13 protein-coding genes and 2 pseudogenes are annotated in these 14,842 nt (G+C 45.7%); 10 read left to right on the top strand and 5 right to left on the bottom strand.

Features of this window, described 5'->3' with window-relative positions:
* The first annotated feature begins 8 nt into the window (after positions 1–8).
* From SBG_RS14050 to SBG_RS22025, 7 genes and pseudogenes are all read left to right on the top strand, one after another.
* Entirely contained in the window at positions 9–1,031 is a 1,023-nt protein-coding gene (locus tag SBG_RS14050) for a DUF2169 family type VI secretion system accessory protein (protein WP_000269028.1), read from the top strand.
* Positions 1,028–2,083, top strand: coding sequence for a hypothetical protein (locus SBG_RS14055; RefSeq protein WP_000125167.1), 1,056 nt, complete (start codon positions 1,028–1,030; stop codon positions 2,081–2,083). Before SBG_RS14050 ends, SBG_RS14055 begins: the two co-directional genes overlap by 4 nt.
* On the top strand, positions 2,067–3,221 hold the full coding sequence (locus SBG_RS23200) for a DUF4150 domain-containing protein (RefSeq protein WP_015703008.1): 1,155 nt from the start codon (positions 2,067–2,069) through the stop codon (positions 3,219–3,221). Before SBG_RS14055 ends, SBG_RS23200 begins: the two co-directional genes overlap by 17 nt.
* 27 nt (positions 3,222–3,248) lie before the next feature.
* Complete coding sequence (locus tag SBG_RS14065) at positions 3,249–4,238, top strand: type VI immunity family protein (RefSeq protein ID WP_000609162.1); 990 nt, start codon at positions 3,249–3,251, stop codon at positions 4,236–4,238.
* A gap of 15 nt (positions 4,239–4,253) precedes the next feature.
* Positions 4,254–5,168 carry a hypothetical protein gene (locus SBG_RS22675; protein ID WP_015703010.1) on the top strand — a complete coding sequence of 305 codons (915 nt, stop codon included), beginning with the start codon at positions 4,254–4,256 and terminating at the stop codon, positions 5,166–5,168.
* A gap of 63 nt (positions 5,169–5,231) precedes the next feature.
* Entirely contained in the window at positions 5,232–5,546 is a 315-nt protein-coding gene (locus SBG_RS14075) for a hypothetical protein (RefSeq protein ID WP_000465950.1), read from the top strand.
* 123 nt (positions 5,547–5,669) lie between these two features.
* Positions 5,670–6,143: pseudogene (locus tag SBG_RS22025) on the top strand (contractile injection system protein, VgrG/Pvc8 family); the annotation flags it as partial.
* A 26-nt stretch (positions 6,144–6,169) separates the two neighbouring features.
* Here the strand turns inward: SBG_RS22025 and SBG_RS14085 are convergent.
* The 4 genes from SBG_RS14085 to SBG_RS14105 all read right to left on the bottom strand — a co-directional run bounded on the left by SBG_RS14085 (position 6,170) and on the right by SBG_RS14105 (position 9,440).
* Positions 6,170–6,580 (bottom strand): GPW/gp25 family protein, encoded by a 411-nt coding sequence (locus SBG_RS14085; RefSeq protein WP_001242766.1) that lies wholly within the window; start codon positions 6,578–6,580, stop codon positions 6,170–6,172.
* Positions 6,577–6,849 (bottom strand): Hcp family type VI secretion system effector, encoded by a 273-nt coding sequence (locus tag SBG_RS14090; protein WP_000338763.1) that lies wholly within the window; start codon positions 6,847–6,849, stop codon positions 6,577–6,579. Before SBG_RS14090 ends, SBG_RS14085 begins: the two co-directional genes overlap by 4 nt.
* Positions 6,850–7,598: 749 nt before the next feature.
* Complete coding sequence (locus SBG_RS14100; RefSeq protein WP_000540887.1) at positions 7,599–8,522, bottom strand: polysaccharide deacetylase family protein; 924 nt, start codon at positions 8,520–8,522, stop codon at positions 7,599–7,601.
* Positions 8,523–8,561: 39 nt separating this feature from the next.
* Positions 8,562–9,440 carry a carbon-nitrogen hydrolase family protein gene (locus SBG_RS14105; RefSeq protein WP_000197725.1) on the bottom strand — a complete coding sequence of 293 codons (879 nt, stop codon included), beginning with the start codon at positions 9,438–9,440 and terminating at the stop codon, positions 8,562–8,564.
* Positions 9,441–10,037: 597 nt separating this feature from the next.
* Here SBG_RS14105 and SBG_RS23205 point away from each other — a divergent pair.
* A pseudogene (locus tag SBG_RS23205) lies at positions 10,038–10,266 on the top strand (glucuronide uptake porin UidC); the annotation flags it as partial.
* Between the two features lie 96 nt (positions 10,267–10,362).
* On the opposite strand, the gene SBG_RS14110 reads toward SBG_RS23205, so the two are convergent.
* Positions 10,363–11,667, bottom strand: coding sequence for an MFS transporter (locus SBG_RS14110; RefSeq protein WP_000784366.1), 1,305 nt, complete (start codon positions 11,665–11,667; stop codon positions 10,363–10,365).
* A 404-nt stretch (positions 11,668–12,071) separates the two neighbouring features.
* On the opposite strand from SBG_RS14110, the gene uxuA reads away from it, so the two are divergent.
* Positions 12,072–13,256 carry a mannonate dehydratase gene (uxuA, locus tag SBG_RS14115; RefSeq protein ID WP_000815480.1) on the top strand — a complete coding sequence of 395 codons (1,185 nt, stop codon included), beginning with the start codon at positions 12,072–12,074 and terminating at the stop codon, positions 13,254–13,256.
* Positions 13,257–13,366: 110 nt separating this feature from the next.
* Positions 13,367–14,839 carry a fructuronate reductase gene (locus SBG_RS14120; RefSeq protein WP_000437121.1) on the top strand — a complete coding sequence of 491 codons (1,473 nt, stop codon included), beginning with the start codon at positions 13,367–13,369 and terminating at the stop codon, positions 14,837–14,839.
* Positions 14,840–14,842: the final 3 nt, after the last annotated feature.

The raw sequence follows: 14,842 nt of genomic DNA on the forward strand, positions 1-14,842 counted from the left end.
ATAACAGGATGTGGCGAATACAAAATCAAACCTCTTATGCTGTAGAAAGGAGTTGGGTCAGAGGCCGGCTGGGAGAAGAAATATGGACTGTTGCACTTAAAGCCACATTTGACATTCGACCTGATGGAACAACTCAGTTATCTTCATCCCAACTACCTATTAATACAGGCCCGGTACTTAATAGTGACAACGAAACACTATTGTACGATACCGATTTTGGCCCAGAAAAAATGGCTACCGACATTATTCTTAATGGACATGCCTGGACTCCTGATGGAAAACCTGCCCCGACAATACCTGTAGGACTTAGAATCGGTAATGTTACCCGGCTTGCCCGGATTTACGGCGACAGAATCTGGGATGGTAAGCGCTACAAAGAACCATTGCCATTTGATAAATTGCCACTTCATTACACCAGAATGAGTCAGGGAAAATATCTTACTTCCTGTAAGGATAATTTTAACCCTTTTGGCGTTTCCGTTGAAACCTGTCCGGAAATAGGGATATCAGTCCTGCCTAATATTGAATTTTATGATGACGAAACACCCGGATTTGGAGCCTTGCCACGATACTGGCCGGGGCGTCTGCAGTTTGCCGGTACTTACGATGAACGCTGGCAACAGGAACAGGCTCCTTTGCTGCCGGAAGACCTGGATGAACGTTACTGGCAAAGCACACCACCACCGCTGTACGCTGGAGGAAGGCTGAAAGGTGGCGAAACAGTTTATCTGGGAAACCTGACACCACCAGGTTATGGCAGAGATGGATTGCTTGTTTTCGAACTGCCCCGCATTGTCCCGGCATTTAGAACTCAGTTTTATGATGGGAGTGTAATAAGACATCAGGCGAAACTGCACACTATCATCCTTGAAACTGATTTTCCCCGTGTCAGTCTTGTCTGGCATACAGCCCTCTCCTGCCATCATCAGGTAAATCAGCTTGAATCCACAACAGTCTCTGAAAAGAAACGTCTCTTCATCAGAACCAAAACACTTCCCACGCAGTTTCCGGAATGGGAGGCTCTGTTATGACTGCCATTATCTCTGCCGCATGCACTTTCCCTTCCGGGCCAACGCTCCCGCTGGCCGATATTGCATTCCGTCTTCACTTTTCTCTGATGAGGAAACATCCTCTGTGCGTGGACCGCAGTGGTTACCCGATTAAAGCCTGTTATTTTCCTGACATTATTTATGCAACCCCGGAAGAGCGATTCCGACAACTGGCCCGACAGGTACTGACTGAACTGACAGGGCATCAGCCTGCGCTGAAGACCATAACACCCGGACGAATATGGCTGCTGCTTCCGCCTTTGAGCAGACCTGCAATGAGTGAGGGAGTGGCGACTGCAATCAGGGAAACCATAGCAAAATATACTGGCTGGTATCATAGTGAAATTTGTGTTCTGCATGGAGGACAGGCTGAAATCGCCACAGCAATAGAGACCATCAGACAAAATCAGTGTAATACTATCGAAATACTCATGGCTGTGGATTCCTGGCTCCCCTCCTCTTCGCTTATGTGGCTGGATGCGCAAAACCTGTTACATGGTTCCCTGCGATATTTCAGGGGGGATACTCGCCCAAATCCTTATGGACGAGTCCCATCGGAAGGTGCTGCGGCACTGGCAATTATGTCTGGAGTATCAGACATTTCGCCCTGGTGTTTTATTCGTAATTCAGGAACTGCAAATGAACCGATCACCTGTCAGAGTGATGGTGTCTGTCTGGGGAAAGGGCTGACTCAGGCGGCATTAAAGGCTCTGGAAACTTCCGGGACAACCTCAGTAAAGAATGTCATCAGCGATGTGAATGGCGAACCTTATCGCTCTGATGAACTGGGATTTACTCTATTGAGACTGAACGGGAGTCTGTATGAAAATTATCAGAGAGAGACACCGGTACTGGCAAGTGGAGACTTGGGTTGTGCCAGTTTACTGACACACATGGCATTATTATCGTGGCAGATGCGGAACTCAACCAGACGAGCTGATACGCTGATTTTGTCCAGTTCAGATGATGAACGGCGGGGAGCGGTGGTGGTATCCAAAGGACTGAGAGCAGAAGAGAATGGCAATAACGATTAATATCAACGGACTGACACTTTGCCATAAAGGCAGTGGAGGTATCAGTCATAACACTCTGCCAGATGTATGCAAAACTCCCCCTTTTGGAACTCCGGTTCCTTACGAGAATGAAGCCTATTCAGCCGATCTGGTAAAAGGAACTACCAGCGTATCTGCCGATAGCGGAAATATGATTGCCATCGTTGGCTCTCAGTTTGCACGAAGCGTATTTGACGAACCAGGTGCTATGGGCGGAATGATTTCCGGGACAAACATGGCGGAAACTGACTGGATATCACACTCATTTGATGTTTTTTTTGAAAAAAAACCAGCCTGCCGTTTAACAGATAAGCTATTTATGAATCACCGGAACACGGTAAATATGGCAGGGTTATGCCAAAACCCATTAAAAGAAAACGTATTGGAATCTAAAATTTGTGATGCTATATGTAAATGTCGAAATCGTGTTGCCCGTGAGTTTCGACAAAAAATTAAAATGTTCACAGAGGCTCCAGCTATTGGCCTTGCGCAAGAACTATTGGGACGCTTTTTAGGCGTAAATTCAGAGCTACCAAAAACGGGCGACAAAGTAAAAACAGGCCCTCGTCAAAAGTGTTTTGCACAACAGTTTAATCAGAGTGGACAAAGCGACACGTGGGCAGGAGCGACTCCGCAAGATCCATGTTATCTTACAGAAGTTCCTTACATAATAGACAAGAGTAAGCTGATCCAAAACCGTGCTGATGGACGTTCTACTTTCCCCGGGGGCCCCCAGGCTCCGGCGTCAGTGAAATATGCGGTCAGAGACGTAGCAAGACATTTAGGCCCGAGGAAAATAGTTATCTGGGATCTTGTTGTTCTAAAAAACTCGGCGTTATCTGCCAGATGGAAGAATATTGAACAGATCATCGAGATTAAGTTTGATGGTGATACTCTTACTAAAAATCAGCAAGAAGCTCTAAAAACAAAGATGAGCAAAAAAGTCCGTATAATTGATGAAAATAAGTGTCATTGCGACGACAAAGATGAAGAGGAGAAAGAAAAAGCACTGTACAAGGTAGAAAACCTTCTACGACAACTCAATGATTCTGCACGAAAAATTTTTGGCACAGCTCCGGGGGGATTTGGCACTCCTTTTCCAATACCATCATTATTCTAGCAAACAATAAATATATAGGTGTTATATATGATTAATTTAAATGATAGTATCAAAACCTTCTCTGATTATCGATTGGAGGATAATGGTAGCATATTATTTGAACCCTGTTTCTGCATTACCTTATTCAGTATTGAGATGGTGACAAAAACACATGTTCCAGAAAGTCTACTGACGCCATACAGAAAGTTCCTGGAAGCATTTGGGAGTAGCGTTAACAGAATATTATTTGATGGTAACCAAAAGCATGGAGTGAAAATTACTGATGAAAGACTAAATATTCCTTATGACTGGTTAGCCGACTCAAGAAAAAGAATAAAGCATAATGCTTTCGCAGATATCTATTTTGGAACAGCTAATAAATTAGAACGAAAATTACCACGTCTAGACTGGTATTACAAACAGGCTACTCCTGAGATAAACAAACCAGCTAGCAGCTACTACAGAATATTACTCCCATTAAACTGGCTTGCAGAACAAGGTCTAAAAGGTGTTGAGGCATTTATCAGAGAAATCATCGGTGATTTTCCCTTATCGTTCGGCTATGCAGGTTTTGCCCTGTCTTTTAATGATGGTGAAGTACTGAGCCGTAAAGATCTAGAATATTATCTAGGGCAGTGGCTTGAACGCCATCCGGGAATTATGTCACCAGACCCTTCGATCGAGTCACAATGGGCATCAAAAACAGCCGGGATCACCAGTATTGGATGGATAACCTTTTTAGGTACAGAATTTACTACCCAGACAGGAGGACACGATGAACTAAAGCGGAGATTAGCTTTGTTTCCCGATATACAGGTGACTCCCTTCATTCAACAGGGGACGATGATCCGTATTGGTGAAGCCCCTATATTAGGTGATACATTTCATAATAATCTACTTGATAATTATCATGCCGTCGGAAACGTTTTATCTCCTCTCCATAAGATATCAAAGAGACTAAAAACTGATTATTTGCATGTAACCGGAATTAAGGGCAAAGAGGCTCGTGAAAAATGGTTTAATCGTTTTTTTATTTAAAAGGGTTAAAATAGAATGCAGGTTAACAATACATTATGGTCTCTTGATAAAAATCTGAGTATTGCGCCATCACTGGATATTATTTTTCGCTTGAAAAATAGCTCATATTCTATTGATTTTTCAAATATACTATTTACTGTATTACAGGAATTAGAAGTAATCCCATTTTATGATGACCAATGTATTACTGTCATATCTCATGACAGGGCACAGGGCGGTTGGGAGGGAAGAATGACTCCAGAGTTATGGCAAAAAATTATTGAAGAGATAAAATGTGCATCATCACTTAAGATCAGAAAAAAACAAATCTTACTTAAAATTTGCAAGAAAGGCCCACTGACTGATAATTATGTTGATGATTTATCATTATCGGTGAATCAAAACATATTCCCGGATCAAGGCATTGTCATTTCACTACAGTTCAGTACATCGGAAGAAAATCCATGGGCATATTTACAATATATTCGAGATAATCTCATATCAAGATTAGAGTTAAATTTTTTCTGGGGTACATTAGGATATAAATTCATCCTGAACCCATTTCATCGTACCGCACATGAAGTCATGCGGGCATCCTGCATGCGTTATCCAGGAGTAGATTTACATGATGTGGTCTGTATTCATAATTCATTGTGGTGGGATAAATTAAGAACCATAAACTGGCAAGTCACATTAAATCTTACTCAGACATTATGTGAAAAAATAGATATATCACCTCAAATCATGTATTATAAAACAGGAAACTCACCTTCAATATGCGATCGAAATAGTTCAGAACCCAATAATTTATCTGCAATTCACGAGTATAAAGCCCTTGAAAAAAAGCTTTCTTCGCGCATCTTAAACTCCGATAATATTTCATGGTTATGTCAATGGAATACTGATATATATTCTCGATGGAGTAACAGATGGAATGAAATTGATTTATAGTGATTTTATATATACCCATTACTACCTTTACTAAAATCATATGTATTTAAAATAAGAGAAAGTATGTTTTTTCCTGCGTATAAAGTCAACTCATCAAAGAGCCTACATGAAGTAGCTCAATCCATCGGAGTGAATATTGATACTCTACAGCGTAGTTTTACTTGTATCATTGCAAGAGGCGAACATTTAAAGGACGAAACAGTTAAGTACATTAAAAAAGATGATATTCATTTTGTTGTATACCATTTAGATGGAGAGATAAGCCTTTGGTATAGTGATGACAATTGGAAGAGTTCCACTATAGATGATGCAGAAGATATTATAGATAGTGTTGAGAGCGGAATCGGTGCTGATTTTTGGGCCATATTCATAATATGAGACTTACAATGAGGACCTATGATCGTAACGCTTTAGATGTTTGCGAGAGGTAGGGATGTAATAAACTTACGATAGTTACTCAGTAGAAACTGAGCCCCTCCAAAACTCACAGGGAGAGGATGAAACGGCATCACGGCGTGGACACCGGTATTTTATGACCCGCATCCGGCGCGTGAGTTCTGTGTACAGTACGGCGAAACCGACCTCGCCTTCCTGACCCGCCTGTGGGCGGAGGAAGGTATCTTTTACTTTGACTGGCACGCCCCGGAAGGCCCGGCGCAGAAACTGGTCCTCTGCGACGATGCCGCCGGGGTGTCATCGCTGGGGGAGATACCCTTTAACCCTGATACCGCCACGGAAGTCTCCACCGCCTGTATCAGCTGTTTCCGGTACCGGGCGCGCACCGGGCCCTCCTCCGTTGAAATCCAGGACTACACCTTCAGGACACCCGCCTGGCCGGGTTATTACAGCCACGCCGCTGAAAACCTCAACGGCCAGTTTACCCGGTATGAAATCTTTGATTATCCTGGCCGCTTCAAGGACGAGTCCCATGGCCGGGCGTTTGCACGCTACCGGACTGAAGGCTGGCGTTCAGGGAGGAGATCACCAGCATTGATATAATTTTAGTCAGTCTCTGTCCTCTCCGGCAATAACTGGCGCCATCTGCCGTTCTGGTAGGTTATTTCCATTTTTAATGGTGCAGATACATCTTGTATTATTGCTTCCAGATACAATGCCAGTGTCTGATGGTTAACATTCTTTACTTTTACTCTCAGCGCCTTGATTTCTGGTTCATTGCACAAAATAGCAGCGCGGAGCTCACGGCAAAACCAGTTGAGAACCCGTGTATCACCGACATTTAATCCGTGCCATTCCGGCATTCCCTGGGTGAGTAGTGTTGGCAGTGTTTTACCATCCGCCGAAGCGCGAGAATTGAATAAATACATCAGCTTCTGCCGTACTAATTCATGTGGGTTTATCCTCTCCACCATGAGCCTGTCAAATAGCGCGACCGAAAGCGTTGGCATCCTCATTCCCCTTTCTGACCCATCGCCAAAATCCATGCTGACGAGGTGAAATCCTGTTGGGCACCTTCTGATTTCCGGGCAGCGATTTGTCGTTGGATTTTCGCGAAACTCGTCAACATCGTGTCCAACAATGTATCGCCGGGGTCACCGCTAACAGCGTTAGTTACCTGCGTAACCACAGTGTGGCGGTAAGACATATCTTCTCTCTGGTCCTCCAGTCCCTCAGTCTGGCTTTCGCCTTTGATAACATCGCGCTTTAAAAAAATCGCATCCATGATTTATCTCCTTATTGATCAGGCGGCAATTCAGCAATCAAACAAATAAACGTGACTAACGCTTCCCACTCTCACTGAAAACGCCAGCACCAAAAAACATAGCGTGAAAAACACCAGGTTTGCCGGTTTTACTAACGTTTATAAACACTTCGTAAACATGATTCGACGGTTGCAACGTCACAGATAAAGCTGACCCACGGTGGTCATATACATTGAGGTTATACTGAACACGCTCTGCCATATCCAATCCTTTTTATCGCAAAGGGTCCCTGATGTCTGTATCACAGCCTCATTATTCACTATAGCCTTATCAGAATAACAAGCAGTTATATATAAAAAACATATCAAAAAACAAATATCAACTTAATTTTTACTTTTTTTATTAAGATACATCAAATTGACACACATCAATTAACACGAGAAAAACCATGAAATTCAAAAAGTCATAAAAACCTAGTCACCATAGTAATTTTATTTCTTATGAATATTCACGCAATCAATATTTAATTACGTTTTTATTTTACTGGCAATATTGAAAAATGATTTAAATCAAAAAAGAAATCTATTGTGGTAAGTTCATTTTTGACCGTAATAAAAATGAGGTTTATAAGGCCCGCACTACCTGTCTTTTCTGATGGCCAATACCATTCAAGCACTGGCAAGTTAATAGGTGAGCGCGTAATGCGCTTATGCCGGGATGGGTAATCCCTTACCCGACTAGTATCACACACCATAAGTATGGAAGGGTATTATTTACCTGGCCAGCCATAATCATCCGGAACTGGCGCTACACCGCGGACATCAGGCCGGAGCATTTTTTGGCGATCCTCTTCATCATCCACCCATGCCCGGGCTATCTCCTCACAGGTCGCAAACCATACGCCATCATGTCCTTTAATATGTTCAACCAAACGTGACAACATCATCATATGATGCCCATGGCCGATTATCTGCGGATGAAGCGCCATCGCAAATAAACCGTTTTCCTGATGGCTATAAGCATAGGTAAAAATATCCTTCCAGCGTCGCAGGACCCCCTCCGTATCGCTCATCCCCTCCTGGTTGCCGGTATACGCCAGTGCAGGAAAATCATCCAAATACCAACTGACGGGAATTTCCAGAATCGCGCTGGCTGGGCCGGCGATATTTCCCATCTCCCAATTCACCTGCCAACGTTGAGGATGGTACGGCACAAGATCTCTTGCCATCAGACTACTGTCATATATAAAACCGGCTTCCTCCAGAAGATCCAGCGTATTCTCGCTATAATCCCAGTAGGGAGAACGGTATCCCGCAGGCCGTAGACCGAAATGCCTTTTATAACAAGCGAAAGCCAGATCCATAAGCCGACGCTCTGTGTCACGATTCACCAGAGTCGGATTTTCATGGTAATAGCCGTGGTGAGCTATTTCATGGCCGGCATCAAAAATCGCTTTACTGATTTCCGGAAAGGTGTCTACTGTGTGTCCGGGAATAAAAAAAGTAGTTTTAATACTATTTTCTTTGAATAGCTTCAGAAGTCTTGGTACGCCAACCTCTGCACCAAATTCACCGCGCGACATAAAGGACGGCGATGGTCGGTTAAATCCGCCAAGCCATAAAGACTGAGCATCGACATCGACACCCATATTAACCGCTATCTTTTTACCCTCAGGTAATTTTAAGTATCCCATAACAACCTCCAGTTAATACATAGAAGGAGCCACATTCTGTTATTTAATGTGTGATGGCCAAACATTATACATGCCTGCTTTTCTGCGTCTGTCCTTAAACGTTGTCGCTGCCCCCTCAAGTCTATTGGCATACAGCACATCAAGGTTAATTTCTCCGGAGATGACATCTTCTTTATTTACATAGGCCTCTGCGATAACCCCTTCTGGATTTTTCCACACGACATCGCATGGGCTTAAAATTGAACTGCGGGCCCAACAGCCAGGTAATGAGCCGCCAGGACTACCGCCGAGACAACAGTGGACAAGATAAATTTGATTTTCAATACACCGTGAATGGCAACAGTGCCTGACACGCCAAAATCCCTGTTCCGTAAACGTGGCGGAAGGTGTCAGGATTAACTCTACCCCCTGCTCTGCCAGAGTCGAGGCACACTCCGGAATTTCTGCCTCATAGCAAATATTGAACCCCACCTTAGCAAACGGCAGTTGAAATACGTCCATTTTCTCCCCCTCCTGCGTATACCATCCGCTTTCCGCCGGGAAAATATGTGTCTTACTGTGGGAATAATGTTCACCATCCGGCCCCCATATATGCGCAATATTTTCATACCGTTCAGCCCCAGTCTGCTCCAGATGAGAACCGGCGACAATAAACTGTCCTCTTTTTTTTGCTTCCTGTTGAAAAAAATTCTTATAGGCCTCCGTAAACTGATCAATTAAGATAAGGTGTGAAATTGGCCTTTCTTGCCAGTTTTTCAATAAGGTAAATAACTCAATGGTAAAGAGTTCCGGAAAGATAACCAAATCAACTTCCTTACTTTTATTAAGGAGCGCGCTTACCTTTGTTATAAAATCTTCAAAAGTGTTTATTTCAGTAACAATATACTGACAGGCTGAGAGCGTAAAATTGCGTGTCATCGAAACATCCCCGTCATGGAACCAGAATTCAAAGTAACGTATAGTCTATTGGGGATGTTGTGGAATAGGTATCATTACCTCATACCGTTTTTTTGTGAGACAACTCAACATTTGCAGAATAAAAGATAATGGGCATTGATTCTTTATTTAGTTAACGGGAATGTTATAAACACTGGCAGTGCGATAGATATTTCAAAAAAAATTTTGCTGCAACTGATAATGCTTATCACAATATTATTGTTATCACTTGAAAATAATCAGGCGAACTAAAGGAAAAAGCGTCCATCTAAAACAAACGCGTATTTTTGTCTACCGCTAGCATATAAAGTTACATTTTAATAGCCCAGTTAACATATTTCTTAGCGTCGTAGCAAAGCTGGCATGTCGGGCATTTACATTGCTATCCGATAAAACACCCTATGTGATTGCCAGTAGTCGCCTTACCGCCATTTCTTTCTCTATCTTCGCGCTGACTTCCTCCTCGCCTGTGCATCGTTAAAACGCGCCATCAACAAACTGACAATGGTGTGGTATTTATTGTTGAGCATTTTAGCAACCTGAGGATTACGCATCCTTCAGCCATGATCTGGACCACCAGCGTCCGTTGCCACCCGCGGTTATGAATCCAGTGAACGCGATGTCCACATTAAAGGGCCGGGAGTGCGGAGACCATCAATTACCGTATTAAAGAAGGGCAGTTAAAGGGAATGCACATTTTTCTTGCCGCAGATAAAGGGGCGTAAAGCGCGATAGCACCATGTGGGGCGATCGCCTCAATTACGGGGATGTGAAAATGAGTATCCGGTATAATCTTATGTTCCGATAAGAGGAAAAAGGCCACCCAAAGGTGGCCATGACCAATTGATAAACGTTCAGGAATGCCTGATGGCGCTTCGCTTATCAGGCCTGCAACCCTACAAATTTAGCGATGAGATGCCAGCGGCTGTTCCAGCGTATGCGGATTATGCTTCGCCGGATCTTTAATCAACACCCACAGGATGATAGCGCCGATAATATCGAAAAGACTTAACGCAATAAAGAATGGACCGTAACCGATAATGGCGACCAATGCCCCCATAAACAGGTTAAAACTTAACTGCCCCAGCCATGCCGCAGAACCAGCCAGACCCGCCACCGTCGCCACTTCATTTTTCTTGAACAGATCGGCGCTCATGGTGATAACAACAGTAGAAAGCGTCTGATGCGCAAAACCACCAATACTCATCAATGCAATGGCAACGTACGGGTTAGTCGTAATACTGACAAAACCGATCGAAATCATCAAAATAGCGCCGATAGTAAAGCTGCAGCGGCGTGCATTGATCGTGGTCATGTGCATCTTTTCCATGAAGAACTTCGCCAGGAAGCCACCTGCAACACAGCCAAAATCCGCCGCCAGGAACGGTAGCCAGGCAAACATCGCGATCTCTTTCAGCGGCAGATGCATAACGTTAATCAGATACAGCGGCATCCAGAAGCTCAGCGTTCCCCAGGCAGGGTCCGCCAGAAAACGGGTGATCGCCAGCGCCCAGAAATTACGCTTTTTAATAATCTCTTTAACGGCAGGCTTTTTGTTATCGTCCTGGAGATAACTTTCCTGGCCGTCTTCGATATAACGCAGCTCTTTGTGGGTGATCCACGGATGTTTATTTGGCGAGTTATAAATCAGGAACCAGGTAATAGCGAATAGCACGCCGATCCCACCGGTAATCACAAACGCCATTTCCGTACCGATGCCGCTATCGGCAAAAGTCAACATCGCCCAGACCACCAGCGGCGGCGCCAGCATCGCGCCAATTGAAGTACCGATATTAAACAGGCCTCCCGCAATACCGCGTTCTTTCGTCGGGAACCATTCGGCGCTGGCTTTAATCCCGGCCGGAATCGCCGACGCTTCGGTTAGCCCCATCAAACCACGCAGAAATGCCAGACTTATCCAACCGCCGGCCAACGCATGCGCCATGTTGATTAACGACCACAACAAGGCAAAGATAAAGAAGCCGATTTTCAGTCCGATGACATCCATTAAATAGCCGGTGATCGGCTGCGCAATGGTATAGCAAAGCTGGAAGGCGCTTACCACCCAGGAATATTGCTGCTCATCAAAATGGAGCTCTTTCATCATCGCAGGCGCCGCAACGCTAAGCGAGCTTCGGGACAGGTAGTTTACGATGGTCCCTACGCAGACCAGACCGATAATCCACCATCTTAATTTTGTCATCTTCATGATAAAGCCTCGTTAAAAAACATTATCTCCACGCTGTCTGACCTGTAGCGGGAAAGCTGAAATCACACAATTGGTTGACCAATCAATATTTCCTCATCCGGATCGGTCAAAATCTGGCGGTAACCTTCGCCCTTAATATTCCCGACATAAATAAATCAACTCATTTCCAGTTGAATGGTGAATGCTTTTCGCGCATCAAAAATTGACACAGATCAAACAAATAAAATTGGCAGACCATAATTAATAATATTTGTGATTTGGTTAGCCAATTTAAAGAACAAGGTTGACATGAGAAAAATTTTGGTTGAATTTAGGGGCCATAACTGGTTTTACAAAGCACATTTCGCTGTTGGCTAACGATGGGTCAACCACGAAGATGTCATCGCAAGAAGAGGAAACTGAACATGAAACAAACCTGGCGCTGGTACGGACCTAACGACCCGGTAACGCTGTCAGATGTACGCCAGGCTGGCGCGACCGGCGTGGTGACGGCGTTACACCATATCCCAAACGGAGAAATTTGGTCGATAGACGAGATCCAGAAACGTAAAGCTATTGTTGAAGAGGCGGGTCTGGAGTGGTCAGTAGTAGAGAGCGTACCTATCCACGAAGACATCAAAACCCACACCGGCCAGTACGATCTGTGGATCAAAAATTATCAGCAAACGCTGCGTAATCTGGCGCAATGCGGTATTTATACGGTCTGCTATAACTTTATGCCGGTGCTGGACTGGACACGTACCGATCTGGAATACGTGTTGCCGGATGGTTCAAAAGCGCTGCGTTTTGATCAGATTGAATTTGCCGCATTTGAATTGCATATCCTGAAACGTCCGGGAGCAGAAGCTGATTATACGCCAGAAGAGATCGCCCAGGCAGGTCAGCGTTTTGCCGCCATGAGTGAGGAAGACAAAGCACGTTTGACCCGCAACATTATTGCCGGTTTACCCGGTGCGGAAGAAGGTTATACGCTGGATCAGTTCCGTCAGCATTTGGCGACGTATAAAGATATCGATAAAGCAAAACTGCGTGAACATTTCGCCTATTTTCTGAAAGCCATTATTCCGGTTGCCGACGAAGTCGGTGTGCGTATGGCCGTTCACCCTGACGATCCGCCGCGCCCTATTCTCGGACTGCCGCGCATTGTTTCTACCATTGAAGATATGCAGTGGATGGTGGAAACCGTCAATAGCATGGCGAATGGTTTCACCATGTGTACGGGATCTTATGGCGTGCGCGCTGACAACGATTTAGTTGATATGATCAAACAATTTGGTCCGCGCATCTACTTTACGCATCTGCGCTCTACGCTGCGCGAAGAGAATCCGAAAACCTTCCATGAGGCCGCCCATTTACACGGCGATGTGGATATGTATGAAGTCGTTAAAGCGATTGTGGAAGAAGAGCACCGCCGTAAAGCCGAAGGTAGCGATGATCTGATCCCGATGCGCCCGGACCACGGTCATCAGATGCTGGACGATCTGAAGAAAAAAACGAACCCGGGTTATTCTGCCATTGGCCGTCTGAAAGGGCTTGCGGAAGTCCGCGGCGTCGAACTGGCTATCCAGCGCGCTTTCTTTAGCAAATAACCTTCTTTCGCATGGCGCGACGCGTCATGCGATTTCCCCTACTCAATGCAATAGCAACATGCCTCGCCCCGGAGATCGCGGGCGAAGACGTCGAATGACAGGAGTTTGCAATGGAACAGAATATCGCCACCGCCCAGGTTTCCGTCGCCCGCCCAAACTGGGATAAATCACGTCTGGTATCCCGTATTGTGCATCTGGGTTGCGGCGCGTTTCACCGCGCGCACCAGGCGCTTTTTACCCATCACTTACTGGAAAAAAGCGACAGCGACTGGGGCATTTGTGAAGTGAACCTGATGCCGGGTAACGATGCCCGGCTGATCGCGAACCTGAAAGCGCAAAATCTACTGTACACCGTTGCAGAACGCGGAGCAGAAAGCACTGAACTGAAAATTATCGGTTCAATGAAAGAAGCACTGCACCCTGAATTTGACGGTCATGCCGGGATTCTGGCGGCAATGGCACGCCCGGAAACCGCGATCGTCTCATTAACCGTGACCGAAAAAGGCTACTGCACCGATCCCGCCAGCGGTGAGCTTGATATCAATAATCCGCTGATCCAAAACGATCTTGCTCATCCGCAGCAACCTAAATCCGCCATCGGCTATATTGTCGAAGCGCTAAACTTACGCCGGGAGCAAGGTTTGAAAGCCTTTACCGTGCTGTCGTGCGATAACGTACGCGAAAACGGACACGTTGCGAAGGCTGCCGTCCTCGGTCTGGCGAAAGCTCGCGATACCGCCCTCGCCGCGTGGATTGCTGATAATGTGACCTTCCCCTGTACAATGGTTGACCGCATTGTTCCGGCAGCCACCGACGAGACACTACAGCTGGTTGCCGACCAGTTGGGCGTTTACGATCCCTGCGCTATCGCCTGTGAACCCTTCCGCCAGTGGGTTATCGAAGATAATTTTGTGAATGGTCGCCCGGACTGGGACGCCGTCGGCGCTCAGTTTGTGGCAGACGTAGTGCCGTTTGAGATGATGAAGCTACGTATGCTTAATGGCAGCCACTCATTCCTCGCCTATTTGGGTTATCTCGGCGGATATGACACCATCGCCGACACCATGACTAACCCGGATTACCGTCGCGCGGCGCTCGCGTTGATGCTTGATGAACAAGCGCCGACGCTGTCAATGCCGGAAGGCACCGATCTGGAAGGGTATGCGAATTTGTTGATTACGCGTTTCACTAACCCCTCGTTGAAACACCGCACCTGGCAGATCGCGATGGATGGCAGCCAGAAACTGCCGCAGCGTCTGCTGGATCCGGTACGCCTGCATTTGCAACAGGGCGATGACTATCGCCATCTGACGCTGGGCGTCGCCGGATGGATGCGCTACGTTGGCGGTATGGATGAGCAAGGCAAGGCCATTGATGTCGTCGATCCACTGCTCGCGCAGTATCAGGCGATTCATCAGCAATATCAGACGCCGGAAGAGCGCGTGCGTGGGTTATTCGCCATTGAGTCTATTTTTGGTAACGACCTGCCGAGGAACCGCGAATTTGTGCAAGCCGTTACCGATGCTTATCAACAGCTCTTGCAGAATGGCGCAAAAGCCACGGTAGCAGCGCTGGGCAAGTAAGGA

Source organism: Salmonella bongori NCTC 12419 (assembly GCF_000252995.1).
Classification (GTDB): domain Bacteria; phylum Pseudomonadota; class Gammaproteobacteria; order Enterobacterales; family Enterobacteriaceae; genus Salmonella; species Salmonella bongori.